The organism is Paenibacillus sp. FSL P4-0176 (genome assembly GCF_037975265.1).
Lineage (GTDB): Bacteria > Bacillota > Bacilli > Paenibacillales > Paenibacillaceae > Paenibacillus > Paenibacillus amylolyticus.
In genome coordinates this window covers 5,517,404-5,543,214 of the sequence record NZ_CP150242.1, presented here as the reverse complement: position 1 = coordinate 5,543,214, position 25,811 = coordinate 5,517,404, and the positions used below count along the sequence as shown (strand labels likewise).

31 protein-coding genes are annotated in these 25,811 nt (G+C 43.0%); 29 read left to right on the top strand and 2 right to left on the bottom strand.

Annotated elements, in window-relative coordinates; genetic code table 11:
• Nucleotides 1-50: 50 nt before the first annotated feature.
• The 13 genes from MKY95_RS25705 to MKY95_RS25645 all read left to right on the top strand — a co-directional run bounded on the left by MKY95_RS25705 (nt 51) and on the right by MKY95_RS25645 (nt 10,527).
• A complete protein-coding gene (locus tag MKY95_RS25705; RefSeq protein WP_036617112.1) occupies nt 51-755 on the top strand; it encodes a DNA alkylation repair protein in 705 nt (234 codons plus the stop codon).
• Between the two features lie 42 nt (nt 756-797).
• Nucleotides 798-1,352 carry a methylated-DNA--[protein]-cysteine S-methyltransferase gene (locus MKY95_RS25700; protein ID WP_036617114.1) on the top strand — a complete coding sequence of 185 codons (555 nt, stop codon included), beginning with the start codon at nt 798-800 and terminating at the stop codon, nt 1,350-1,352.
• Between the two features lie 220 nt (nt 1,353-1,572).
• Nucleotides 1,573-2,799, top strand: coding sequence for an amidohydrolase (locus tag MKY95_RS25695; protein WP_036617533.1), 1,227 nt, complete (start codon nt 1,573-1,575; stop codon nt 2,797-2,799).
• 127 nt (nt 2,800-2,926) lie between these two features.
• Nucleotides 2,927-3,337 (top strand): GNAT family N-acetyltransferase, encoded by a 411-nt coding sequence (locus MKY95_RS25690; RefSeq protein WP_036617117.1) that lies wholly within the window; start codon nt 2,927-2,929, stop codon nt 3,335-3,337.
• Nucleotides 3,338-3,369: 32 nt separating this feature from the next.
• Entirely contained in the window at nt 3,370-3,819 is a 450-nt protein-coding gene (locus tag MKY95_RS25685) for a GNAT family N-acetyltransferase (protein WP_036617536.1), read from the top strand.
• A gap of 17 nt (nt 3,820-3,836) precedes the next feature.
• Entirely contained in the window at nt 3,837-4,265 is a 429-nt protein-coding gene (locus MKY95_RS25680; RefSeq protein WP_036617120.1) for a GNAT family N-acetyltransferase, read from the top strand.
• Nucleotides 4,266-4,306: 41 nt separating this feature from the next.
• Nucleotides 4,307-5,008 carry a DUF1361 domain-containing protein gene (locus tag MKY95_RS25675; protein WP_051447461.1) on the top strand — a complete coding sequence of 234 codons (702 nt, stop codon included), beginning with the start codon at nt 4,307-4,309 and terminating at the stop codon, nt 5,006-5,008.
• A 39-nt stretch (nt 5,009-5,047) separates the two neighbouring features.
• Complete coding sequence (locus tag MKY95_RS25670; protein WP_036617123.1) at nt 5,048-5,668, top strand: hypothetical protein; 621 nt, start codon at nt 5,048-5,050, stop codon at nt 5,666-5,668.
• A gap of 4 nt (nt 5,669-5,672) precedes the next feature.
• On the top strand, nt 5,673-6,020 hold the full coding sequence (locus MKY95_RS25665) for a hypothetical protein (protein WP_235200857.1): 348 nt from the start codon (nt 5,673-5,675) through the stop codon (nt 6,018-6,020).
• Nucleotides 6,021-6,096: 76 nt separating this feature from the next.
• On the top strand, nt 6,097-7,041 hold the full coding sequence (locus tag MKY95_RS25660; RefSeq protein WP_036617125.1) for a GNAT family N-acetyltransferase: 945 nt from the start codon (nt 6,097-6,099) through the stop codon (nt 7,039-7,041).
• Nucleotides 7,038-7,769 (top strand): metallophosphoesterase family protein, encoded by a 732-nt coding sequence (locus MKY95_RS25655; protein WP_036617128.1) that lies wholly within the window; start codon nt 7,038-7,040, stop codon nt 7,767-7,769. The genes MKY95_RS25660 and MKY95_RS25655 overlap by 4 nt, the downstream gene beginning before the upstream one ends.
• Nucleotides 7,770-8,120: 351 nt before the next feature.
• Nucleotides 8,121-9,320: a hypothetical protein gene (locus MKY95_RS25650; RefSeq protein WP_339195043.1), complete on the top strand. Its 1,200-nt coding sequence runs from the start codon at nt 8,121-8,123 to the stop codon at nt 9,318-9,320.
• A 136-nt stretch (nt 9,321-9,456) separates the two neighbouring features.
• On the top strand, nt 9,457-10,527 hold the full coding sequence (locus tag MKY95_RS25645) for a hypothetical protein (RefSeq protein WP_051447462.1): 1,071 nt from the start codon (nt 9,457-9,459) through the stop codon (nt 10,525-10,527).
• Between the two features lie 373 nt (nt 10,528-10,900).
• Here the strand turns inward: MKY95_RS25645 and MKY95_RS25640 are convergent, their stop codons facing one another.
• On the bottom strand, nt 10,901-11,803 hold the full coding sequence (locus MKY95_RS25640) for an ArsR family transcriptional regulator (RefSeq protein ID WP_036617134.1): 903 nt from the start codon (nt 11,801-11,803) through the stop codon (nt 10,901-10,903).
• 177 nt (nt 11,804-11,980) lie between these two features.
• Here MKY95_RS25640 and MKY95_RS25635 point away from each other — a divergent pair, with 177 nt between their 5' ends.
• The 14 genes from MKY95_RS25635 (at nt 11,981) to MKY95_RS25570 (ending at nt 22,291) form a co-directional block, all read left to right on the top strand.
• Nucleotides 11,981-13,471 (top strand): glycoside hydrolase family 43 protein, encoded by a 1,491-nt coding sequence (locus MKY95_RS25635; RefSeq protein WP_036617137.1) that lies wholly within the window; start codon nt 11,981-11,983, stop codon nt 13,469-13,471.
• A gap of 116 nt (nt 13,472-13,587) precedes the next feature.
• Complete coding sequence (locus tag MKY95_RS25630; RefSeq protein WP_155985152.1) at nt 13,588-14,142, top strand: hypothetical protein; 555 nt, start codon at nt 13,588-13,590, stop codon at nt 14,140-14,142.
• Between the two features lie 99 nt (nt 14,143-14,241).
• Nucleotides 14,242-14,787, top strand: coding sequence for a GrpB family protein (locus tag MKY95_RS25625; RefSeq protein ID WP_036617141.1), 546 nt, complete (start codon nt 14,242-14,244; stop codon nt 14,785-14,787).
• A 305-nt stretch (nt 14,788-15,092) separates the two neighbouring features.
• A complete protein-coding gene (locus MKY95_RS25620; protein WP_339186087.1) occupies nt 15,093-15,251 on the top strand; it encodes a hypothetical protein in 159 nt (52 codons plus the stop codon).
• A 30-nt stretch (nt 15,252-15,281) separates the two neighbouring features.
• Nucleotides 15,282-15,809, top strand: coding sequence for a cysteine hydrolase family protein (locus tag MKY95_RS25615; protein ID WP_339186088.1), 528 nt, complete (start codon nt 15,282-15,284; stop codon nt 15,807-15,809).
• A gap of 47 nt (nt 15,810-15,856) precedes the next feature.
• A complete protein-coding gene (locus MKY95_RS25610; RefSeq protein ID WP_339195037.1) occupies nt 15,857-16,291 on the top strand; it encodes a hypothetical protein in 435 nt (144 codons plus the stop codon).
• A 499-nt stretch (nt 16,292-16,790) separates the two neighbouring features.
• Complete coding sequence (locus MKY95_RS25605; protein ID WP_339195036.1) at nt 16,791-17,327, top strand: GNAT family N-acetyltransferase; 537 nt, start codon at nt 16,791-16,793, stop codon at nt 17,325-17,327.
• A gap of 27 nt (nt 17,328-17,354) precedes the next feature.
• Nucleotides 17,355-17,834: a DinB family protein gene (locus MKY95_RS25600; RefSeq protein WP_076329111.1), complete on the top strand. Its 480-nt coding sequence runs from the start codon at nt 17,355-17,357 to the stop codon at nt 17,832-17,834.
• Nucleotides 17,835-17,858: 24 nt separating this feature from the next.
• On the top strand, nt 17,859-18,305 hold the full coding sequence (locus tag MKY95_RS25595; RefSeq protein ID WP_076329110.1) for a GNAT family N-acetyltransferase: 447 nt from the start codon (nt 17,859-17,861) through the stop codon (nt 18,303-18,305).
• Nucleotides 18,306-18,338: 33 nt separating this feature from the next.
• Nucleotides 18,339-19,211 (top strand): aminoglycoside phosphotransferase family protein, encoded by an 873-nt coding sequence (locus tag MKY95_RS25590; RefSeq protein WP_076329109.1) that lies wholly within the window; start codon nt 18,339-18,341, stop codon nt 19,209-19,211.
• Nucleotides 19,212-19,346: 135 nt separating this feature from the next.
• Entirely contained in the window at nt 19,347-19,694 is a 348-nt protein-coding gene (locus MKY95_RS25585) for a hypothetical protein (RefSeq protein WP_083677505.1), read from the top strand.
• Between the two features lie 238 nt (nt 19,695-19,932).
• Entirely contained in the window at nt 19,933-20,934 is a 1,002-nt protein-coding gene (locus tag MKY95_RS25580; protein ID WP_036617163.1) for an endo-1,4-beta-xylanase, read from the top strand.
• A 202-nt stretch (nt 20,935-21,136) separates the two neighbouring features.
• Nucleotides 21,137-21,307 (top strand): hypothetical protein, encoded by a 171-nt coding sequence (locus MKY95_RS25575; protein ID WP_155985153.1) that lies wholly within the window; start codon nt 21,137-21,139, stop codon nt 21,305-21,307.
• Between the two features lie 165 nt (nt 21,308-21,472).
• Nucleotides 21,473-22,291, top strand: coding sequence for a purine-nucleoside phosphorylase (locus MKY95_RS25570; RefSeq protein ID WP_036617166.1), 819 nt, complete (start codon nt 21,473-21,475; stop codon nt 22,289-22,291).
• A 118-nt stretch (nt 22,292-22,409) separates the two neighbouring features.
• Here MKY95_RS25570 and MKY95_RS25565 read toward each other — a convergent pair whose 3' ends face one another.
• Nucleotides 22,410-23,486 carry a LacI family DNA-binding transcriptional regulator gene (locus MKY95_RS25565; RefSeq protein WP_101314524.1) on the bottom strand — a complete coding sequence of 359 codons (1,077 nt, stop codon included), beginning with the start codon at nt 23,484-23,486 and terminating at the stop codon, nt 22,410-22,412.
• 540 nt (nt 23,487-24,026) lie between these two features.
• Here MKY95_RS25565 and MKY95_RS25560 point away from each other — a divergent pair.
• Together MKY95_RS25560 and MKY95_RS25555 are read left to right on the top strand one after the other, a co-directional pair.
• The gene (locus MKY95_RS25560) at nt 24,027-24,887 is read left to right on the top strand and encodes an ABC transporter permease subunit (protein WP_223200008.1); all 861 of its coding nucleotides are present in this window, start codon (nt 24,027-24,029) and stop codon (nt 24,885-24,887) included.
• A gap of 16 nt (nt 24,888-24,903) precedes the next feature.
• Nucleotides 24,904-25,785, top strand: a complete 882-nt coding sequence (locus MKY95_RS25555) for a carbohydrate ABC transporter permease (RefSeq protein WP_036617174.1) — start codon at nt 24,904-24,906, stop codon at nt 25,783-25,785.
• Nucleotides 25,786-25,811 lie beyond the last annotated feature (26 nt).

Below are 25,811 nucleotides of genomic sequence, written 5' to 3'. Positions count from 1 at the left end.
CTTCAAGGATATACTTGTTGTACAGCAACAGACAAGGAGGACATGCGCTAGTGGAAGTAGATATCAGAACACAATTGCTCAGCATGGTTGAGCCGGAGTATCAAAAATTCTCGGCCGCACTTATTCCCAACATCACGAATGTACTTGGTGTAAGGTTGCCAGCCTTACGAAAAATTGCCAAGCAACTTGCCGCCGGGGACTGGCGCACGTATCTGGAAACGGCAGAGGATGAATATTTTGAAGAAGTGATGTTGCAAGCGATGGTCATTGGGCATGTACAGGCTGATCTGGACGAACTGTTAAAGGCTATTGAAACATTTGTACCGAAGATTGACAACTGGTCGGTGTGTGACAGCTTCTGTGCGGGACTGAAATATACGAAGGTCCATTCGGAGCCCATGTGGGAGTTCTTGCAGCCCTATCTGAGATCTGATCAGGAATATGAAATCCGGTTTGGTGTGGTAATGCTGTTGAATTTTTATCTGAATGAGAGATATATCGATCAGGTTCTATCCGCATTGGATCAGATTAGGCACGAGGCGTATTATGTGAAAATGGCAGTGGCTTGGGCCATCTCAATGGCTTATGTGAAACAACCTGAGGTGACTATGCGTTATCTGCACCATAATAGCCTGGACGATTTTACGTATAATAAGGCACTTCAGAAAATCACGGAATCTTATCGCGTTGATCCAGAGAGCAAGCAAATGATCCGCAGTATGAAACGTAAGGTGAAGAAGCAGATTACCTCCTAGTTCTAGCATTAAGCATTCCACCAGGGAGAGGGCGGTAAACGAATGAGAAAAAAGTTGATGTACACCACGATGCAGTTGGACGGTCGTCCATGGGTACTGCTCGCTACGGAACAGGGATTGTGCCGAGTGGTCATGCCCAACGAAACACTGGAGGACTGGAACGGCTGGATACAGAAAGTTGCACCTGGCGTGGAACTGGAAGAGAACGAGGATGCTCTGAAACAAACAGGTATGATGGACTGGTTGCAGTCCTATTTTGCAGGGGAACCCATGGCTTATACAGATGCGATCCCCCTGGACTTGATCGGAACGAACTTCCAGCAGGAGGTATGGAGAGAGCTAGGGCGTGTGCCTTATGGTGAAATTCGGACCTATGGTGACATTGCCGCTGCGATTGGAAGACCTTCAGCTGTGCGAGCGGTTGGTGCTGCCAATGGGGCCAATCCAATTCCGGTTCTGCTACCATGCCACCGCATTATTGGGGCTAATCGCAAGCTGACCGGGTTCCGTGGTGGTTTGGAAATGAAACGCAGATTGCTGGATATCGAACAGATTGAAGGCGTGACCGATGGAGGGCATGCGCGGTTTCATTTTTAATAGACTCGACGTAACCAAGAAGATTAAGGTGATTGGACGGGGCAGGCACGTATTGTGCCTGTTTTTTTGCATGTATTAAGGTAGAGTAATACAAACGTTCCGCATATGGAACACCAACGTTTTACGTATTTTTGCCCTGTGAAACCGTATGGTACCATGGATCATAGATCAATCGGTATCCGGGGGACGTAATGCCGGGTAAGAAAAGAGGGATGACATGATGAAGCAGGCTTATTGGTTAACAAACGTGACTGTGGAGCGGAGTTATATTCGGGAGGGGGAACAGGTGACGGGGACACGGACAAGCCCCGCTCATCTGCGGATTAAAGATGGAGTGATCGCGGAGATTGTGGAAGGAAACAACCCGTTGTCTAGCGATCTACCACAAGTAGATGGCAAGGGACTTCTGCTGTTGCCTTCGTTCGAGGAGGCACATATTCATCTGGATAAAACCTACTACGATGGGCCGTGGACAGCCGTTAAGCGTATCTCCAGTATTTTCGAACGTATTGAAGAAGAGAAGGTTCTGTTGCCCAAGTTGCTACCAGATGCCAAGCGTCAAGCGGAGAGTATTCTGACCTTGATCCAGGGGTACGGCTCCACTCATGTACGTAGTCATTGCAATATTGAACCCGTCAGTGGCTTGAAAAGACTGGAAGCGACGCGACAGGCTCTGGAATCATTTTCGGGTAAAATCTCTTCGGAGATCGTGGCTTTCCCGCAGCATGGACTGCTTCGCTCCCATTCAGTGGAGCTTATGGGCCAAGCGATGAAGGAAGGTGCAACGCATGTGGGTGGACTTGATCCTCATACGGTGGACGAACAGATCGAGAAATCACTGAACGCCATGGTTGAACTGGCTGTTCAGCACCAGGCGGGCATCGATATTCATTTGCATGATGGCGGGCAGGCTGGCAAACAAACGCTGTTGGAACTCGCAAATCTGACCGAAGCAGCAGGGCTTCAGGGTAAAGTTACGGTAAGTCATGCGTTCTGGTTCGCCCGCGCAGAACACCAGGAAGCAGAAGATATGGCGCAGCGAATGGCCTCGCTTGGGATGAGCATTGCTTCCACGGTGCCCATTGGCAGAACGATGATGCCTCTTCCCATGCTCCACCGTATGGGTGTGAACGTGAAGCTGGCCACAGACAGCCTGACGGATCATTGGTCTCCCTTTGGCAATGGGGATATGCTTGAGAAAGCGGGACGATTCGCAGAACTGTACGGATATAGCGACGAACTGTCCTTGTCTCAATCTTTGGCATGGGTAACAGGCGGGATTACACCGCTGGATTCACAAGGGGGACAAGTCTGGCCGAAGGTAGGCGACACCGCGAGTTTTGTATTGGTACATGCGAGTTGTTCGGCGGAAGCTGTTGCACGGCGATCTGCGCGGCAGGCCGTATGGTACAAGGGGCAATTGGTCAGCGGATCAACAGCGGATTGAGAAAATAGAGCGGGTGCAGCCACGGGAAACCGTGGTTTCTTGGCATGGGAGAAAAGGAGGAAAGAACTGTTCGCATATACCACATTTTGGGTTATGATGGACGTAGTTAATGAAGGGAGTAATACAAATGAAGATTGAGTATGCAACGGAAGCTGACTACGACTATATCATTGAAAGAGATCGGCATATCCATCAGCCACTTGTGAAAACGAAGATTAGTGAGAAAGAAATATTCATCCTGTGGGACGAGGACGAGGGATCAAGAGTTGGATGGATGAGGTACGGTTACTTTTGGGACAACCTTCCCTTCATGAATATGATCTGGATTGATGAACCCTATCGAAACGGCGGATATGGCAAAAAAGTGGTGCATCACTGGGAAAAATTAATGAAGCAACAAGGCTTTGATACGGTGATGACTTCAACACAATCAGACGAACATGCCCAACATTTCTATCGAAAGCTGGGGTATGTTGATGCAGGAGCTCTGTTGCTGGATACACAACCTCTGGAGATTATATTGATCAAGAAAATTTAGTAAATAAGCTGCAAGGAGAGAGGATTGTGGGTATGGAGCAAGTGACGTTACAACCTATAACCAAAGAAAATGAACTTGAGTGCATCCATCTTAAACCACGGGAAGATCAGCTAGATTTGGTAGCTAGCAATGCGGATTCATTGATTCATGCGACGAAGGAAATTACGTCCAAACCATACGGCATTTTGGCAGAGGATCAGATGGTCGGTTTTATTTTATTTGATAACGAGATCTACAATGACGGGTATTACTGGATTCTGCGCTTCATGATTGATGAGAAGTACCAGGGGAAGGGTTACGGCAAACTTGCTATTCAAGAAGTGGTTCGTATGTTGCAAGAGAGAAAAGACTGCCAGCAAATCAGGGTATCCCATGTTCCACATAACATTGCGGCAAATGCGCTGTATAAAAGTTGCGGATTTCAGGACACAGGTGAATTCGAGGACAACGGTGATATCATTTTAAGTTATCAAGTGAGGTAACAGGGAGGGGAAGCTTGATGATAAGAGAGGCAGAAGCTAGGGATGCAGCGGTTATTGAAAGGCTGTATAAAGAATTATTGCCGAACAACTTAAACACGAAGGTACTGGCAGAACGGATTGAAGAGGTTCGGAATAACCCAAACAGTTTCTTGTTTGTGTATGAAATGGATGATCAGGTGATCGGTACGGCTCATTTACATATTTGTCTGGATGCTTTGGTGGAAAATAGACCATTTGGCGTAGTTGAACGGGTTATCATTACGGAACATGTGCAGAGCAAGGGATATGGATCTGAATTGATGAAACATATAGAGCATGTATGTGAGCAGAAAAATTGTGTGAAGGTGTTTCTTACGAGCGGATCATCCAGAAACGAAGCACATCACTTTTATACGAAATTGGGGTACAACGGAGAATCCAGCAAGGCATTTAAAAAGTATTTATAACTTATAACATTCATCAAGGAAAAGGAAGTAGAAGCAAAGAAATGAAAGATAACAAACATCCGGTTCAAGATCTCCGACTCATCGTTACCTTGCTCGTGGCTACTTTATGTTGTCTAGGTGTTGTGATGTATTTACGTGCCCAAACAGATACGAATATGTATCGATTTTTAAGTTGGGATATGTTACTGGCATGGGTACCATTTATCATCTCATCCTGCATTAGATACATATTCAATAAGAAATTAACCACAACGAGCATGATATGTATGGGGCTGATGTGTGGAGTATGGCTCTTTTTTCTGCCCAATGCGGCCTACCTTTTTACGGAGATTCTGCATTCATTCAGATATTTTGATGCTCAAGGGGAGGTTAGATTTTGGGTTAATATTGATTTTTGGTATGGACTCACCCTGACGTTTGCCGTAGCGATCATCGGATTGCTGCTCTCGACTTGTTCGATCATTCAGCTCCACGGCATGTTAAACAAATTAGTAAATAAGTACATTAGTATGATGGTTGTCGGTGTTATTTTGCTATTGAGCAGTATAGGGGTTTACATTGGTAGATTTAATCGGTGGAATTCGTGGGATGTATTATCCCGACCTGGGAAGATCTTTGTGGATCTTGTGAATGATTTTAATGCAGCGAACAGCATAATGGTTGAGTTTGTTGTCATTGTATTTGCGGTTCAACTTTTTGGATACGTTATTATATCCTTGCTAACCGCAAGGTCGGGCAACTAATTATTCCATTTGAAAGGGTAAAGGAGGCAGTATCACACGATGGGTAATCTTAATTTTATCGATAAACTTCCTCACATTAGTGAATGCAAACAGATTCTAAAGGCAGCAGCTATGTTGGATGCCATTTTGATGCCGGAATGGGAGTACAGGTATTACTCGTATAATTCCCAGTGGGACACGAATGAGCAAATGGCATCCATGAGAGATGGGCAAGGAGATCATTATTTTGCAATATTCAGTCCGAATGGGCTGATTATTAAAGGCTTTGATAAAGAGTATACACTTCAGCATAAGGTTGATAGGAGTGAGGTGGTAAAAAGCGTTCCAGAAGCATTTAATACTTTTGTGGTAGAGCCGGCATTTGTAATGGATCAGACAACGTTCTGTATCTGGAGTGTGGCGGATCAGGAAGGGTGGTCTGCGGGTACGGAGCTTGGGGATCATGAATACGAACTGTTAGAGATTTTGGTAGGCGGCGCGAAATATTATCATGCTTGGGCACAGGATTACTACGAGATAGCGTTGGATATCAAACTGGTTGAACAGGTATTTGATATGAAGCCGATCGATGAGGTCTTACTACAGCAATTAAATGATGAACTGAAATTAAGTGATATCGAAGGTGAAATTGAAGAAATTGGATACCGGATAAGGATATGAAGGTATGAAGGCTATAACCCAGGAAATTACGGAGGAATTGTTGGCTGTGATGGATATGTACCAAAGAATCGCGCGGCAATTGATCGACCAACTGATATTGGAAACCGATCAGCCTGATCGTATGGAAATTCTCGCAGGTGCGTACCATCTGCTGACCAATGCGGATGTAATCCACGGAGAAGAAGAATTAACTGGAAATTGGTATTTTGATGTTCACGGCGAGCACTGTATGTTCAAGAATACAAAAACAGGGCAGACATTAGAGGTTTTCCTTGATAGTCTTCGTATTTCGAGAATCCGTTTAAGGACATGTTGGATTTCTTTGAACGTATGGAAACACAGCATGTGTTAATTCATGTTCACGGGGTGGCGTATAGAAAAATGATTTGATTGCTTGCCATTTAATTAAAACTGAGGAGGAATGACGTATGGGTTTAACTGAGTGGTCTACAGATATTCTTCAATATGATCTGTCGGATGAATATTCGATTCGCAAAGCTGATTTTGCCGAATGGGGATTATATTGCACGGTTTATTATGATATGCGTTATGTCGGATTTTTCAGGGAAGAAGAGTTCAGTTCTTCCAAGATCAGTGCGTACTGGATTTACAAGGGGGAAAGCAAAATAGGTGGCGTGAGAATGGAGCCTAACCGGATGTATCATTTGTTTTTTATCCCTCCATTCCAGCAGTGCTTTGAGGTATTGAAACTTCTGAAGCATAAATTATTACAGTGGTCGGATCGCACCAAACGCATTCTGACCTTTGAGATTCTTCCAGACCAAGTTGATCTATACGCACGAGCTGGATTCTGGCCAGTGGAGTTCAGATGTCGCTGGATGCAGCGGCCGACAGATCATTTTGAAATCGAATGGGACAGCAGGGTAACCGTGAAGAGTCCAGAGATTATTGAAAGTGAAACCGGCACCAAAAAATATGTGAATGAAGATGAAATTGCTCAATGTGACATGGAGAGTTTTGCAGGAAGTCTTGAAGCTACACGAAGAAAACATACCACGCTTGCAGATTTTATACCAAGCGATGACCCTAATTATACCAATGAGATTCTAACTCAAGCTTCCACCCTAGTATACGACAAGGAAACGGGACAGCTTATTGCAAATTGTCGCTTGTGCTTGCAAGATAATCAGGCTGCTGTATATAGCATAGGTGTTCGTCCGACATATAGAGGAAGAGGGCTTGCTACACTGATGTTACAGAGAGCATTAAATGAACTTAAGGGTAAGTATCCCGTTCTACGATTGTATGTGATGCAAGGAAATGATGCGGAGTCCGTGTATCTGAATCTGGGCTTTATTCCGGGTGTGCAGGAGATTCAGACGATGTATATTCCTGAGGAGGAATCACAATGAAGGTTGCCATCTTAACCGATATTCATGGGAATTTTCCTGCACTTCAGGCGGTACTGGCTGATATCGATTCCAGAGGGGATGTTGAGCATACATTTTGTTTGGGGGATATGATCGGTATTGGCCCGTACTCCAATGAAGTGATAGAGATGTTGTACAGACGTAAAAATATGACAGCAATTTCAGGGAATCACGAAGAGGCCGTATTGAGTTTGCTCCAAAATAAGGGGCCGTTAGAAGGGCATAAAGGCATAGCCGAACATCACGAATGGATTGGTCAACATTTGAGTGCAGAATCGATCAAGAGAATACAAGCTCTGCCGAAATTTGTTGAAAAAGAGGTCGAAGGACATCGGTTCCTTTTGACTCACTATCATATGAACAAGGACAAGTTGGATGTCATCGATAAAGAACCATCCGGGACCAAATTGGACGCGAAGTATCAGGGGACGGCCCATGATTTGGTTTGTTTTGGTCATTATCATATTCTTCATTATTATAAGACAGATCAAAGAGTATATATGAATCCGGGCGCTCTAGGCTGTAACGATCTTGCCATAGCTAGATATGGCATTGTGGATCTCCAAGAGGGCAAAGTGGACGTGAAATTCATTGGAGTACCATATGACAATAGGGAATATCTGCAATCGTATGAACGGTTGAATGTTCCTGATCGGGCTTTTCTTTTGAAGGCATTCCATGGGAATCAGTTGGAGAGAGAGGGGGGATAATCTCCCAATAGAGATTCTGAGAAGATGCTTTAGGCATCGGTTGCTGCAAAAACCTAACCTACATGCTGCGGGTGGCGGACAATTTATGACAAATGGAGAGTAGACTTTCAGTTAATATTAAGTACCTGAAGGAGTCCAAACCGTCGTGATTAAGCCATCCGATATGCAGTCCTTGTGATGTATTGATTCTAGAAAGATTGATTCAATAGGAAGACGTATTTACTCTAAAAGTTATATCTGAGATAATGTGAAAGCTGTTAGATTTATCCTGCTGGAGAGGTTGGTGGTAGTATAAGAATGTTATAGAATTTCAATGATCTAAAGAGACATACATACTAGGAGGAATACCAAGTGCATCATCAACAGCATAATCTTTTTAAAAGGACTTTTGTTATTTTTAACGTGTTTATTCTATTGTTTGTGGTAGCGGTACAAGTAAAAGCGGAGGCTGCAAGTAGAGACTTTGCTTCTGGTGAACTGGAAGCGGGTGCTATCATGCAGTGGGGTGGAACAGCACTCCTTGCAGCAGCGGGGAACGCAACCGGTATTGAACCCGCTATTATGGAGCAAGTGCATGACTTTGGAAAACAGGCTTGGCAAGATGCGGATACGGCTACAAAAGCCGCTATTACATCTTCAATCAAGGGTTTAGATGATCTTTGGGGGACAAATAGAAAATATAGTCTTCAATGGGACTCAGATGCACAAATTTATCTTGTGAAAAAATTCGATGAATATTTCGGTGCGGGAGCCCTGATCAATGCTTCGACCAATAAAATAGATAAAGTGGCTACGATTAATTCGGTTATTACGAATTCATATGTGGATGCATCTAAAGAAACAGTAGGATTTGGTGAACTTGGATTTATGAAGAATTCGTACGGCAAAGATATTTACCTTAGGGAGGTACAGGTAGATGAAATTGGAGCTATATATAGGGTAGGCTTTAATGAAACATACTCGTTACCTAGTTCTAGCCCCTTAAAAAATAATAAATACCCTAATGCATTAGCCGCTTATTATGCAGTAGTAAAGGAGTTAGGTATAAAGCCTACTTTAAAAAGTGTTAAGCCAACGTTTTTTGTGCAGTATCCTTTTGCTCATTATAAACCTTTGTCTTTCTCTGAAAATTTCCCAACACGCTTGACGATCCCCGCTTTAAAGGGAATTGTGAATAGCCGCGGAGAAATAACGACTCTTGAAAAACCCAACATCGGTCGAGTAGGGAATAGCCTAACAGGAGAAATTGCGATTAGTTATCCTACCTATATTGGAGATACGGGTACGTTTACTTCAGCAGACGCTGTGACTGTTGCCCCTCCTGAAGTACCGGTCGGTGGAGGAAATGGTAATGGAGATGGCGGAGCAACGGATTCCCCAACGTACTCTCCACTAGATCTAATTGTTTATAAAGCAATGTTGCAATTTATACAGGATTATCGAGTTAACCATTCAAACAACCTGGACCAATTACTTGAATACATGAAATTAAATGATTCTGGTAAGCCGTCAAATAAAGAAGTTTGGAACACCTGGTTGGGAAGCTTTTGAAATTGAGCGTATGCCTTGCTAGTCAGTTTGACTAGTGAGGCTTTTTCTTGCTTGAACCCAATCACAATCATGTCTGGATGTCTGGTACACCAAACATTAGCATAAATTACCGAAGCAATATCAAAGGAGAATACATATGAAGTATTTAAGAATGTTTATGTTATCAAGTGCACTACTAATGATCCTTGCAGGATGTTCATCAGATAAGTCTGAACAAGTGGAGCTTGAAGAGATAAAAACGGAGCAACAGCAGCCCATCCAGGTGGAGATATCTGTGAATGCAGAATTCGATAGAGATGATCGACTCGCGATTAGTGGTAATACGAATCTGCCGGCAGATATGGAACTGATGTTATCCGTGAAGAGTGAAGGGGGATACAGCGCTCAGTCGAAGGCCTATGTTTATAACAGTATGTTTCAAAGTGAGCCGTTTACTTCAGGTGGGAAGGGGCTTCCAGATGGCAAGTATATTGTCTCAATCACTACACCTACAGCCAATGTACAACCTCAAAATGTGAAAGAGATTATAGGTGAACAAGGCATCAATCTGTCCGGAGAGTATGTGAAGGATGACGAGATATGGGGAAGAATGGTTGAGTACTCTTATGAGTTTAGTAAAGGAGAATCTTCAGCTCAACTCATGCCTGAAGATGATCAAGTTTGGTCCACCATTAATGGATATCTAGCAACTGGCCAATACCTAGAGGTAGCAAAATTGGTGGATCAACTTTCGAATCCAAGCAAGGATATTCAGATGATGTACAAATATGCCATGTACCATGTATATGGGCAGGGCGGAGAAGATGAGAAAGCACTTGAATCACTATATGCTATACCTAGAGGGTATACCGGTCATAACGCTGACTTGGTTTCATATTACAAATATACCCACGAATCATATGAAGAAGGACGCAGTGATCCAATGATAAGCTTCGATGATTACATAAAACTGTACAAAAATGGAGAGATGGTAAAGGACTCATATGCATCTTATCGCTCTGAACAAAAACAATCATCAACTCGAGAAAGCGACTCCTATAGTGGAAACACGCAAAGTACAGATACTTACATGGAGAATACGCCAGTGTATGATGATAGCGGAGACTACAATAGGTATGGCGAGTACAAGCCGGTTGAAACAATGACACCCGATGAAATACGAGCTGAGCTAGAAGGGATTCTAAGTGATGCGATTTCTGGTTATTAGTCTGCGTACAGCAAATTTTAGAATGTTATGGAGTAATGATAGTATAAGCTAACCAATTATTATGCAGGGGATCACTTAATGATAATAGTTCATTTGTAAGTGCAGTTCGTCATTTTTAATAAGTTAAAGGACTCTAAAGACTAAAAGCGCTTTTTGGGCGCTTTTTTTGTTGATGGGAGCAGGTCGAAAAAAGTGAGGATCGGTATTTCCCTACCTGGAGAACAGTTATCATTCGACATAACCAAAATTTTATATTAACACCCTGACAATCTACGATATGCCTTCTTTAGGTATATGGTAGATTGTCAAGCTCATCATATTCAATTGAAAAGGTGGTTATAGACACCAAATGATTAGGCTAAGACCACAAAAGTTAACCCAATACACGAATAACAATATCCTGGTCATGGTTACCGAAACCGGCACCATAGATCGTTAAACCACCTACGTTGGGGCTTTCCTCGTCAACCGTAAAACGAAGCGTCCAGAACGGTTCGCTAAGCTTAACATCCGCAAGAGTAATATCCGACATCCGCTCACCATCCATATACGTACCGGAGGCATCAATTCGGATGGTCTTCAATAATCCATATTGATTCACATTGCGATGCCACCATTCTGGTGTATATTTGCCGCGCGCTGCTCTGCCAAAGTCGGCAGGGCTTGTCCACGTTCCAAGAGAAACGCCATTGAAGGTGAAGCGAATATCGGAAGGCCAATGATCCCGTAATCCCGGAGCTTCAGACGCCAGTTCCATGGAAATCTCAATAGCATCGGTTGTCTGGTCGGGAAGTACAAAGTTAGGTGTTTTATATTCTACATAACCTTTCCCAAACCACAGGATAGCGGCGTGTACCCGCTCAGGATCAAGGAAGTAACGTGGATCGTCCCATACGCCGATTTCTTTCTCGAGTGTTCCTAGCCCACAGGTGGGGTGGATATCAAAAGCAGTATAGTGTCCTACGGATATTGTCTGCTCTCTGGTTCGTGAAGTTTGGCTTGGGGATGGCAGCTCGATCTCAATCTGATTTTGCTTGAGGTAACATAATTTGTGCGTTCCTCCGTTAATCCGCACTCGTCTGCTCCCAATTAGACCCGCATCCTCCAGTTTGCGAATATGCATCGTGACAATGGAGGGGCTAAGCTCTAAAGCTGCCGCAATATCCTTCACATTCTTCTCGCGATCTGCAATCATATCCATGATTCTCCATCTGACTTCGCTTGCCAGCGCCTCATATAAAGGAAGGAACTGGGGCTCCCCATTTGCTTTGATCATCTGCACAACTCCCTACCCTCAATCTTCTAAAATCACATATATATTAATTTAATAAAATTAGTTCCAAGATACAATCCAGATTCATTGCAAGTTTATAACCAATGGTGTTTAATTTTTTTAGTTGCTACAAAGTTGGATTCTTATATTTATGAATTTTAGCATAAGAGGTGGAGTATAGTGAAATACAATAATCCTGTTGTTAGAGGTTTCTATCCAGATCCTAGTGTAATCAAAGTCAACGATACGTACTATATGGTGTGTAGTTCTTTTCAGTACTTTCCGGGCGTACCGCTCTTTGAGAGCAAGGATTTGCTGAATTGGAAGCAGATTGGTCACTGCCTCACTCGTAAAAGTCAGATTGAGCTGGAGACCGTGAGCAGTTCCGGGGGCGTATTTGCCCCAACCATTAGGCACAATAACGGACGTTTTTACATGGTGACAACGAATGATACGACACATCAGAATTTCTATGTATGGACGGACGATATCTACGGAGAATGGTCAGAGCCTATTAACGTGGATCAAGGCGGTATTGATCCAGATTTGTATTTTGAAGATGGAAAGACCTTGTTCATGAGTAATGGGGTGGATGATGAAGGCGTTGGCGGAATTGTCCAGTGTGAGATTGAGATTGAAACTGGGCGCAAACTGACCCCGAGTCGTTCGATATGGAATGGTACTGGCGGAAGATATCTGGAAAGCCCGCATCTGTATAAAATAAACGGACATTACTACCTGCTTGCAGCTGAGGGCGGTACGGAGTATGGTCATATGGTTACGTATGCTCGGGGAACTTCGTCTTCGGGTCCGTTCGAAGCTTATGCACACAATCCAGTTCTGACCAATCGTAATTTGGGCGGTTATGAGTTGCAGGGGGTTGGACATGGTGACCTGGTTCAGGATGATTTGGGAAACTGGTGGCTCTTTCACCTAGGGTTCCGTCAGATTGGCAGATGGGCTACGTACCATCATCTGGGCCGGGAAGTGTTCCTGACTCCTATCACTTTTGGTGAAGACGGATGGTTTACAGCCGGGCATGAAGGCACAACGCTGACGAGTTTTGAGACCAATCGCATTCCCGACAAGGTGATCCAGCAGGATAAGAAGCATTATACGTTTGAAAATACAGATTGGAACCTCGACTGGTGTTACCTTCGTCATCCGAATGCAGAGCATTATCAGCTTGAATCAGACAAGCTTACGCTAATAGGAACCGATGTAACGCTGGACGTTCCAGCATCCCCGACGTTCATCGGGTTACGTCAAAAAGACTTTAATGCTACGATTTCTGTCGATGTCAGTCTGACGAATGGCGAGGCCGGTATTACGATCTACATGGATGAGAATCATCATTATGAAATGGCTATTCGTCAGGAACAGGACGGCTATAAGGTGATCGAGCGTCTAAATATCGGTGATATCAAATCGAGAGAACATGAAGTGGATCTGGGAAATAAACAGCATGCAACGCTGGTGATCCGCTCAAGCCAGGAACGCTACAGTTTCCTGTTTAAAGCAGATGGTGAAGAGATTCTGCTGGGCACGGCACAGACGAGATACCTATCCTCGGAGGTGGCAGGAGGTTTTACAGGCGTACTTATTGGGTTATACGCGAGCGGGCAAGATACTTCAGCTGAGTTTACAAATTTCAAGTGTGATTATCATTAAGAAGTTAAGGGAAGGGCCTAAGGGTCCTTCTCTTTTTTTTAATTTGTGTCAAAATATAGATATATTAATAAATGCCAATAGAAGAGAGTAATTTAAACTTGCAAGTACATTATAAAATGCCAGAATCCTTAGTAGACATCGTTCGAATAGATAAGAAATTACGTGAACAACATGTTGGAACCATCGACGATTATATGGGTTTTTATATTAGTTTTAACAATGATGATGATAGATACTATTGTACGCCAGATGATGCCATCATATTTGGAAGAACAGGGGCAGACGGTGACCATTTTGCTTTTTTTACGTTCAACAGATCCATTAGTGATTTGGAAGAAGCTCCGGTTATCTTTATCCAACCTACTGCGTTTGGTAATCAAGTAACTTTAGTGGCCAGAAACTTTAAGGATTTTGTAGCATTATTTATTAATCTTAAGGAAGTATATGTTTTGGAGAGATTTCGATTTTATAAGAACAAATTAGATTTTATGAATGACTATAACGATAACTATATGGAAGATATAAAGATGCGAGAGAGTGATTATAATTTAATTATTGAACTGTTAAAAGAGAATATTAAAGGTATAACAGAAATTGATGATGTGTACGAATATATGATCGAATCCCAAAAACAAATAGAACTAGGGATAAATAATGATGATTTTGCATGATATCTATATGGCATCACTAAATAATCTACATGTAACAAAAGGTTAAAAGAACGTGTTATTTAATTATATAGCTTGATTGGATAACCAAGGAGGAGTTGTATGGAGGATCAATGGAGAATTGCAAAGTATGACCCGGCATGGCGTGATTTGTTTCTCGAAACGGGTTCGAAACTAAGAGACGCGTTAGGAGAAAGGGCCGTGCGGATTGACCATGTTGGGTCCACTTCAATTGTTGGAATAGATGCCAAACCCATCATAGATATACAAATATCTGTTTCCCAGTATGAAAATTTGTTGGACTACAAACATGAGATCGAAACAGTCGGATTTGTATTTAGAGCAGAAAATCCAGATAAGACTAAACGTTACTTTCGTGAAGAACCCGGAAACAGAAGGATACATATACACGTTAGACAGGCAGGCAGTTTCTCCGAGCAGATGACCTTGCTGTTCAGAGACTATTTAAGGGAGCATCCAGAAGATTGTTTGAAATATGCAGAAGAAAAGCACAGACTCATGTCATTGTATAAAGATCAGCGTCCCAAATATGTTGAAGGAAAAGGACCAATGGTGTGGAGTATATTACAGAGAGCACATCGTTGGTCTCAAGAAATCGGATGGCAGCCGGCAAAATCTGACGCATGAGCACATCCAATGAATAGAGATAACTGTATTGGAGTGATGAGATGAACATGGGAAGAAAGCTGATAACAACCGTTTTAACCATCATTTGTTTTACTTTGGCTGCGAGTCTCATATCGATGAATGAATCCTACAGTTTTGATTTTTACATTCTTATTTATCTGGTATACGCGACTCCCTTGATCCTGTTGATAGGGCTACCTTTATCGATATTGCTAGACTATCTGCTCAGCCGAATACAATTCCCTAATCATGTGTTGTATCTAAGTACGAGGATATTAGGCTATGCATGTGCTGGAGTTTTAGGCATGTATATTTATTATCTGGTCATGGGCGTAGGAGAAGCAATCTGGGATTTCAAAGAGACGTTAGTTCTGACCTTATTTGGTGTTCTTGCCGCTATTCTATTTGTACTGATTGATATGGGATTGGAAGTTTTGTTAAAGGTACGAAGAAGAAAGAGTTGAATTAAATTGATTTGTCAGGAGGAAAGCAAGATGACAACGCATTGTGCACTTCTAATCATTGACGTACAGGTAGCGATGTTTGATGAAGCAGATCCCGTATATCAAGGGGAACGATTGCTTCAGAAGATCCAGGTATTAATTGCCAGGGCCCGTGAAGCAGGGCATTCCATCATATATATCCAACACTGCGAAGGGCCAGGCAGTCCACTGGAACGAGGAACTCTGGGGTGGGCCATTCATCCGTCCATTTCACCTATTGCTATTGCTGGTGACCTCCTTATTGAAAAGGAGACACCGGATTCGTTTCACGAAACCAATCTGCATCTGAAATTGCAAGAAGATGGCGTGACGGAGTTGATTCTCGCCGGTATGCAGACTGAGGTATGTGTAGACACGACTTGCCGCAGAGCGTACAGTCTGGGTTACACGGTCAATCTGGTTCAAGATGCGCACAGCACATGGAATGCAAAGACGCTTCAAGCAGAGCAGATTATTGCACATCACAATACGGTACTGAGACTGTTTGCCAACGTGGTGGATACGGAGAATGCGCTGTAATGCTAGGAAAACGTAGGCGATTCTGGTTTTTCATAGGTGCGGCAATCATGTTTCTGTATCTTCTAATCACGAGTAACCCTGATCCGAATAAGCCGATTTCAAGAAATCAAGTGATAAGCACAGAGATGAGCATTGTCGTGTACACCAGGACAGGCGACGGTGGAGCACACGTTAGCATTGACAATGTTACGTTAAGTAAAGAAGACATTAGCCGTATAGTCGGCTGGCTGAATGCAGCCCCGGAATCAGCCAAAATACCAGTAGATGATGTCACAGGAAGTATTAGTGCGGGAATTGCTTTGAAATTAAAGCATAACGCTAAAGTTACGATTCAATACAATCGGAAACAGATTATTGTATCCACAAAAAGCAGATTTAATAGAGATTCGAAATATATACTTGATCAAAAGGACTTAAGAGACTTTATGGATCAAAAGTTGGAAGGGACGTATTTTGGTGAAGATACCGTTAGTGTTGAATAAGGGGGAGATGTATTGACGATAAACAAAAGAATAATGAATCTATCAGCCTGGCTTGCTGTATTAGCCATCCTATGTATTCCTGGAACTTTACATACTGAAGATGGACCGCTCCGAACAGAGTATGGTTTCCCGCTCCGATTCTTTACGGATTATCATTATGCTAATTCTGAGGGAGCAATCTGGTTTATATCTGGCATCTATTTAAATGTACTTCTATATTTGTTCAATGTCCTGTTTATTTATGCAGGAATTCATGTGATCTTATATATAAAAAAGAAATTAACTAAATAAATTGAACTGAATATTTACACGAAATGGAGAGGACAGAAAAAACCTGAAGAAGCGAAGTGTTCGCTTTTATCCCCGGAGTTTCCCATTATAAAATGAATCAAAAAAATCTGGGGATAACAGCGATCGGAAGGTTGTTCTGTCATCGGAGTGGTAAGTGTAAATATTCAATAGTTTAATTTATTTAGAATATCAAGATGGAGTGATTACGATGAAACAACTTCCAGTAGAATGGAAGTCAGACCGACTTATTATCTCAAATGTGGAAGAATCCGATATTCCTGAACTTGAGTCCATATATGAGACCAGTCGGTACTTGCATCAATGGGATGGACAAGAGCATGATCGGAACTATGTGAAAGAATGTTTTGAAGAAGGCCACCTTCCGCCGGGAGGCAGGCTGGAGAATTATCGAATTCAATCCATTCGCACGAATGCGGATGACCGCTATATTGGTTTGTTAAGTGTGTACCATGGGTATCCCTCCGAGGATTCAATCTATCTCGAATTTTTATATGTCCAGAGCGAGATCCAGAAGCAGGGATATGGACAAGAATTAATTCAGGCGTTGACTCGTCACTTTTCCGAACTTGGTTACAAGGAAATTCGAATCAACGTAGCGCTCAAAAATTGGACTGCATTACGCTTCTGGATCAAATCCGGATTCAATCAGATTAGTAGAATTTATGGTGATCTTGAACATTCGGAGGATACCTTTGCCCATACAGAATTGATCAAATCTCTATGAAAAACATCGATAAAGGGGAATATACCAATGGAAACATTCTTTCGTTATAACTGGATGGTGCGTGAGCAATGGTATGTGTGGTGTGAAGATGTACCGCTTGAAGAATTGCTTCGGCCTCGCACGGGCGGAGTAGGCAACATATTACAAACATTATTTCATATCATTGATGTAGAGTGGAGCTGGCTTCAGTTGCTTCAGGGCAAACCGGATGATGCAGAAGATTTTGCGAACTACCAGAATCTTGAGGCGGTAAGGCGACTCGATCGCAAGTTACGTCCTAATGTGGAGGCATTGGTTACAGCATGGGATTCGAGTATGGAAAAAAGAGCTTTTATTGATTATCGCTCAGCTGGCAAGACCAGTACATATTCATGGGGAGAAGTTATGCGACATGTGATCGCCCATGAGATTCACCATATGGGACAGCTGTCGGTATGGGCCAGAGAATTGGGCAAACAGCCAGTATCCGCCAATGTCATTGGCAAAGGCCTGATTATACCTGACTAACAGGGAGAGAGCGGCATGACATGAATGAACGGAGGAGAAGTGATGATTCATTGCAGGAGAGCTACGATTCAGGATGGCGAAGTGATGAGTCAATTATCCCATCAACTGGGTTATGTCAGCACAACTGAAGAAATCAAGGAGAGACTAACCCTTCTCTCTTCCTTACCAGACCATTATGTATGTGTGGCTGAGATTGATTCGAGGGTCGTAGGCTGGGGCCATGTACAGGGAAGACATTCCATTGAGAGTCCATCTTTTGCCGAGATTGGTGGACTAGTTGTGGATGGGATTCATCAAGGGATGGGGATTGGTAAGATAATCATGAGCGAATGCGAGGAGTGGGCTCGGGTTAACGGCTTTGATAACATTCGGGTACGTTGTAACGGAAAAAGGGAATCTGCACATCGGTTTTATATAGCTATCGGATATGAAGAGAAGAAATGGCAGAAGGTATTTGATAAACGATTATAATCTAATCTTGTGTATCATGGAAGGAGGAGACCGATGACGATTCAACTTAGCCAGGTGAATTGGGTAGAACTAGATGAACGTATTCAGCAGGTGATTAAACAGGAGTATCAGAGCATTCCCTTGTCACCTGGACTAGAAGCAACTGTGATGAAAATCGAAATGGGAGATCAGCGGTACGTCTTGAAAGTCTGGGACAAGGATTCTAAACCGGATATCGCCAAACAATATCGACTATTGTCCAAGCTTTATCAAAGTGGAATTCGTGTTTCCAAACCCTACGGTTGGGGATTAGACGAGCAAGAGAATCAAGTGCTATTAACAAGCTATGACGGAAAGCCGGTTACCCAATTGACACAAACCAAACTGACACATTTGGCTGAGCGATTAATGGAGGTCCATCGTTATCCGGTGAATGAAGTAGGTACTGGAGAAGATGAAGAATACATATTCAGGTACGATTTTGTTCAATACTTTTTTCCTCAAATTGAATTACATGACGATATAAATGATCTTCTGGCAAACTTGATCCAGCAGGTCCAGATCAGACAGGATCGCTTGATTCATGGCGATTATAATCTGGGAAACATTCTTGAGATGGATGACCATTACACCATCATCGATTGGACTAATGGGCAATATGGTGATCCAAGGTACGATATGGCATGGTCTGTGTTTCTGATCACCGTCTATAATGGGGAAAGTTATGGCGAGATGTATCGCGCTCAATTTGCACGTTCTGCAAGTTATACGTACACGCTGGAAGAGGAGCAGGTTTTTGAAGCTGTAGCTTGTCTTCGCTGGATTCTGTTAAAGCGCGTTGGGGATGTCCCCATGGGGCCAGATGTAATGGAAAGGGTTCACAACATGGCTGTCCATAATCCGTATTTGAATGAACATCTGCTGTAATCGTAATACGGGGATACACAATGACGACAGTATACGATTAAGTAATAGAAAGACCACTTTTTTTAAATAAAATAAACAGTCAGTCCTAAACTAGCGATCCTCGCATACCTATGATAGTAGAGGAGCGTGATTGATATGGAGCAGAAAGTGCAAACTTACTTTGAACTGAAACAGCAGCAAAAAGATATTGAGCAGCAGTTGTGTGTACTACGAGATGAGATTGTCGCGTATTGTACAGAACAAGGGGTCTATGAGACGCAGGTTGGTGGTTACACCGTGAAAACAGTGCTTCAAAACCGGAAGGAATACGATGATCAGAAGCTGTATGCTTCTCTTCCAGACCCGGACATCTGGCGATTGTTGTCCAAGGTAGACAGCCATAAGCTGAAAAGCCTGATCAAGCTGAACATTCTGTCCGAGGAACAAATTAACCCGGCATGCACAGTGAAACAGGTGACCTTGTTACAGGTGGACAAGCTGTAAGGCTTCATATCCTCTTTGTATATGAGTTGAATTTAATTGAACAGCCCGATCACAAACACCTTCTAAGAAATGATCTGTTGCGATGAGCAGTGGAACATACGTGGAGGTGTTTTTGTTGTGTAAACAGGGCCCGGGATCATAAATAGTTAAATATGAGGGGGAAGAAGTATAATTTGTTCATTGTAAGCGTATTCAACAAACGATATGATGGATAAAAAATGGCAGGGAGGAATTGTAAATGCCAACTGAAATTCCATCACTACATGCTGCGTACGCTAATACGTTTAAAATAGGTGCTGCTGTACATACCAGAATGTTGCAGTCCGAAGGAGATTTCATTGCCAAACACTTCAATAGTATCACGGCTGAAAATCAGATGAAATTCGAAGAAATTCACCCGGAAGAGGATCGTTATTCATTTGAGGCGGCGGATAAAATTGTTGATTTTGCTGTTGCCCAAGGGATTGGGGTTCGCGGACATACTTTGGTCTGGCATAATCAAACATCGAAATGGGTCTTTGAGGATACCTCAGGTGCTCCCGCTTCCAGAGAGCTGTTATTATCTCGCTTGAAGCAACATATTGATACGGTAGTAGGTCGGTATAAGGGGCAAATATATGCGTGGGATGTCGTCAATGAAGCTGTTGAAGATAAGACCGACCTGTTCATGCGGGACACGAAGTGGTTAGAGCTGGTGGGGGAAGATTATTTGCTGCAAGCGTTCAGTATGGCTCATGAAGCTGATCCAAATGCTCTTCTTTTCTATAATGACTACAATGAGACGGATCCGGTCAAACGGGAGAAGATCTACAATCTGGTTCGGTCTTTGCTTGACAAGGGAGCGCCTGTACACGGGATTGGGTTGCAGGGGCATTGGAATATTCATGGTCCTTCGATTGAGGAGATCCGAATGGCTATTGAGCGTTATGCTTCACTGGATGTGCAGTTGCATGTTACGGAGCTGGATATGTCCGTGTTTCGTCATGAGGATCGTCGAACGGACCTCACCGCGCCAACTTCAGAGATGGCTGAGCTACAGGAGCGTCGATATGAAGAAATCTTTAATTTGTTCCGTGAGTATAAATCATCCATTACCTCTGTGACGTTCTGGGGAGTAGCGGACAATTATACCTGGCTCGACCATTTCCCGGTTCGTGGGCGAAAAAATTGGCCCTTTGTTTTTGATCAGCAGTTGCAGCCTAAGGAATCATTTTGGCGTATCATTAACCCTATGTCCTGAACATCAGGGAAGTGGAGAGAATCGGTCACGATGTGGCCGATTTTTTGCTGTAGTCAATATAGATTATACAGTACGGTTATCTCGTTCGTGATTGAACACCACGCTTGTATGTGTGTAAGTATATGGATTTTTATGGAATTTTATGATAGGGTAAAAGAAAGGCAATCTCGAACAATATTCTTTTCAGAAATGAGTTGAGAAGATGGATCGCACCCGCAATTACCTGTTAATATTTGCAGGAAACTTGGTCGCTGCGTATTATATCTTTGAAGAAGGTGCTTTTGCCAAACCACTGATGTTTGCAACATTGATGCTGTTACTGATTATGACAATCGATTACATGAAAAGTAGAAACAAATATACATTGGATTAGGGTATGTCCATGTTTTTAAACGATTCTGGAGCATAGGGTCGTTTTTTTATTGTATATAGAATAGCTTCCATTTACATCATGACCATTGTTCATTACACTTGATGAGTAACACCTCATTAACTCAGTTTTCGTTAACTCAATTCAGATCATCAGGAGGATATCATTATGCATCAATCCGCACATATTCAGGAAGCAAGAGATTACATATTAAACCGAATCCATACCAAACCTGCCGTAGGCATGATTCTGGGTTCTGGACTGGGAGCGCTCGCGGACGAGATTGAAAATGCGACCGTTATCCCGTATACAGATATTCCGTATTTCGCTCAATCTGAGGCTATCGGCCATGCCAATGAATTGGTTATTGGTGAACTGATGGGCAAAACGGTTGTAGCGATGAAAGGCCGCCTTCATTATTATGAAGGTTTTACATTGGACGAAGTGACTTTCCCCGTTCGGATCATGAAGGCGCTGGGTGTCGAGCAATTGCTTATCACCAATGCATGCGGAGCCATCAACACAAGCTTTGAGCCGGGTCAACTGATGCTCATTACAGATCATATTAACCTAGTAGGTAATAACCCTTTGATGGGGCCTAATAATGCTGAACTGGGTGTGCGCTTCCCAGACGTATCACAGGTATACAATCGCGAACTGCGCAGTATTGCTCTTAAGGTTGCAGAAGAGCAGAATGTTGGCCTGCAGCAAGGTGTCTATGCATGGTGGAGTGGCCCGGCATATGAGACACCAGCGGAGATTCGCATGATTCGTACGATGGGTGCGGATGCAGTGGGTATGTCCACGGTACCTGAAGCCATTGTTGCCATTCATGGCGGTATGAAGGTACTAGGCATTTCCTGTCTGACCAACATGGCCTGTGGTATTCTGGATCAGCCGTTAAGTCATGATGAAGTTATTGAAGTGGCTGCGCAAGTGAAAACAACCTTTATCGGACTTGTAAAAGGCATCTTGAAAGAGATTTAATCGCGAGATGATTTTTTATCTAGGCCACGATGGATAGGATAGAGTTTTCATCCAACCCAATCGAAACCACAAAAAAACGTATGTTTCACGAGTTATTACTCGTGAGACATACGTTTTTTTATTTTGCAGAACTATGAACCATCTGAGAATGATCGGCCATGATTGCTGGTGTGGACTCCCTGATGATGGGTTTGGTCACAATGTGAGAGACCTGATACGGCTGTGTCGGGCTATTTATCCGGGATAACAGCATCTCCGCAGTCTTAATGCCCATCTCATTGCTATAAATATGAACCGTTGTTAATGCTGGCTCAATAATTCGAGATTGGGGTGCATTATCGAATCCGCATATCGCAATATCCTGTGGCACAGCGACATTTCTGTCTTTTAACGCCCTGATCAGATCAACTGCTATAAAGTCATTAGCGCATACGTAAGCGGAAGGTAGGGATGCCAGCTCTGCCACTCGCTGGTTCAACCATCCTGGCTTGGAGAAACACAGGCGATCATTATCTACGATGCAATGGGACAGGTCGACCTGCAACCCCGCCTCCAGCATAGCACGCTGATATCCAACCCATCGTTCATTAAAGCTCTTGCAGTGATTGTAATCTCCGACGAATCCAATACTTGTGTAGCCGCTCTCAATTAATTTTGTGGTTAACTGATAGATGCTATGTTCATTCTCCATGAGTAGCAGATCTGCTTTGAATTCGGGATAACATATGTTGGAAGCGCAATCGATAAAGATGGTGGGAATGCCCAGATCGGTAATCAGCTGTGTATATTCCAGATCAAATAATTCAATGCAAATGATGCCGTCCACTTTGGCTATATCAAAATTGTTGGGAAGTGTAAGTGTATCTTGATCGTCTTCACGCACGATATGAATCGAGAGATTGTATCCCTCTGCACTGATTCTTTTCTCCAGACCACTGATTAACAACGAACCAAAGTGAGATGTATTAGGCAGGTTTTCAGTTAACAGGGCGATATTGCCCGGAGCCTTGGTTAGAACATGCTCATTGTCCATATAGGCAAACTGTTTATATTTAAGTTCAATTGCTTTTTTAATTACACGATTTCGGGTTTCATCCGGGATGTTTCCGCTATCATTTAATGCTTTGGAAGCCGTATTCCTGGAGATCCCCAAAGCATCAGCGATGTCTTGTATCGTGACTTTTTCCTTTGCCATCTAATGCTTCACCTCTAATCATCAATAGTCATCCATATTCTTCTCTAAGTCAAATGTATAATAGAACGGGACAAATAGCAATCTCTGTTTTACAAATGCACAATTACATTTACATTTAGATAGTCGAATTCTATTTTCATAATTGTTCCAGAAGTTTTGTTAATTAGTGTAACAATAATAATCTATTCCAGTCATGATATAGAAAAATCTATGCGGGTATTAACGATTCAGTGCTGTATATATGCAAATTTAGTCCTCTTTAGTTACATTAATGCAAAGATGAAATGATCAAATGCACAAATATTTTTTTACAAAACGTATTGACTAAATCCGTTGAAACCTGATAAATTGTAAATTATCAAATAGGCAATTGTAAATATTGAAAGCCCTTACTGAAAACAATTGTCAACTTCTAGAATGAACGGGGGTATCGTGTTGGATAACATAGCCGACAGCAAAAAGGGCGAAGGAAGGGTACTGAAAGTGAGGACGACAAGCGGTCATAGGTTACAGCAGCTCAAAAAAAATTACTTTTTATATATGTTGCTTGCACCAGCCTTAATTTTGACTCTTATCTTCAAGTACATTCCGATGTACGGAGCCATCATTGCGTTTAAGGATTTCAGTCCGATCAAAGGCATCATGGGTAGTGATTGGGTAGGACTGAAGCATTTTGAGAAATTTATAGCTTCACCCAATTTCGATATCATTTTAATGAATACGCTTAAACTCAGCTTTTTGGGATTGATATTCAGTTTCCCGGTGCCCATTTTACTGGCACTCATGCTGAATCAGGTACGCAAAGCTGGCATCAAGAAAAATATTCAATTGTTTCTGTACGCACCCAATTTCATCTCGGTTGTTGTGGTTGTGGGTATGCTGTTCATCTTCCTCTCACCGACAGGGCCAATTAATCAATTAGCCACATGGATTACAGGTCAGCCGATCATGTTCATGTCTGAACCGGAATATTTCCGCTGGATCTACATTTTGTCCGATATCTGGACCGGAGCGGGCTGGGCTTCCATCATATACGTCGCGGCTTTGGCCAATGTTGATCCGGAGCTTCACAATGCGGCTAATCTGGATGGAGCCAATCTCCTTCAGCGTATTCGCCACATTGACCTTCCAACGATTCGTCCAATTATGGCCATCGTCTTTATTCTTGCAGCTGGCGGGATTATGTCCATTGGATTTGAGAAGGCCTATCTGATGCAGACGTCCATGAACCTGCCGTCCTCCGAGATTATTGCCACGTATGTCTACAAGGTGGGGTTACAGTCTGGAGATTACGCTTATTCTGCGGCAGTTGGATTGTTCAACTCGGTTATCAATGTGATTTTGCTGGTGACGGTGAATCTGATTGTGAAGAAATTGAATGAAGGCGAAGGCCTCTATTAGGAAAGGAGTATTATCCATGGTTGTTAAACACACGGGAATGGATCGGTTGATCCTCACACTCAATGCTATCTTTCTCACCTGTGCTGTACTGGTTGTGGTTGTTCCCCTGATTTATATTGTTATCGCCTCATTCATGGACCCCACGGTGTTACTGAATCGTGGACTGTCCTTTAATGTATCGGACTGGAGTCTGGACGGATATCAGATGATTTTGTCCAATCCAGCCATGATCCGGGGGTTTGCAAATGCTGTATTGTATTCGGTTTCCTTTGCACTGATCACCGTGACTGTATCCATATTTGCAGGTTATGCATTGTCGGATGATAGGCTCGCGGGACGTGGGTTTTTCATGATTATCTTTATCATTACCATGTTCTTCGGCGGGGGATTAATCCCTACTTATCTACTCATACGTAATCTCGGCATGCTGGATACGGTGTGGGCGATCATCATCCCTGGAGCCGTTAACGTCTGGAACATCATTCTCTCCAGAACCTTTTTCAAAGGAGTCCCTCGAGAACTGAAAGAAGCTGCAAACGTGGATGGCGCCTCTGAGATGAAGATTTTCTTCCAGATCGTCATTCCGTTGTCGAAACCGATCATTTTTGTACTCGCACTTTATGCGTTCGTTGGGCAATGGAATTCCTATTTTGATGCAATGATCTATCTCGATAATCCGAACCTGCATCCGTTACAGCTCGTTCTGCGTTCCATTCTGATTCAGAATCAGGCTGCACCGGGCATGATCAGTGATCAGCTCGCGATGGCAGAACTGAAACGGCTCTCCGAGATGATTAAATACTCAGCGATTGTCATTTCGAGTCTGCCACTCATCATCATGTATCCGTTCTTCCAGAAGTATTTCGAAAAAGGTGTCATGGTCGGTTCCCTCAAATAGTGAACAGCCTGCGATACAGTAAGTTG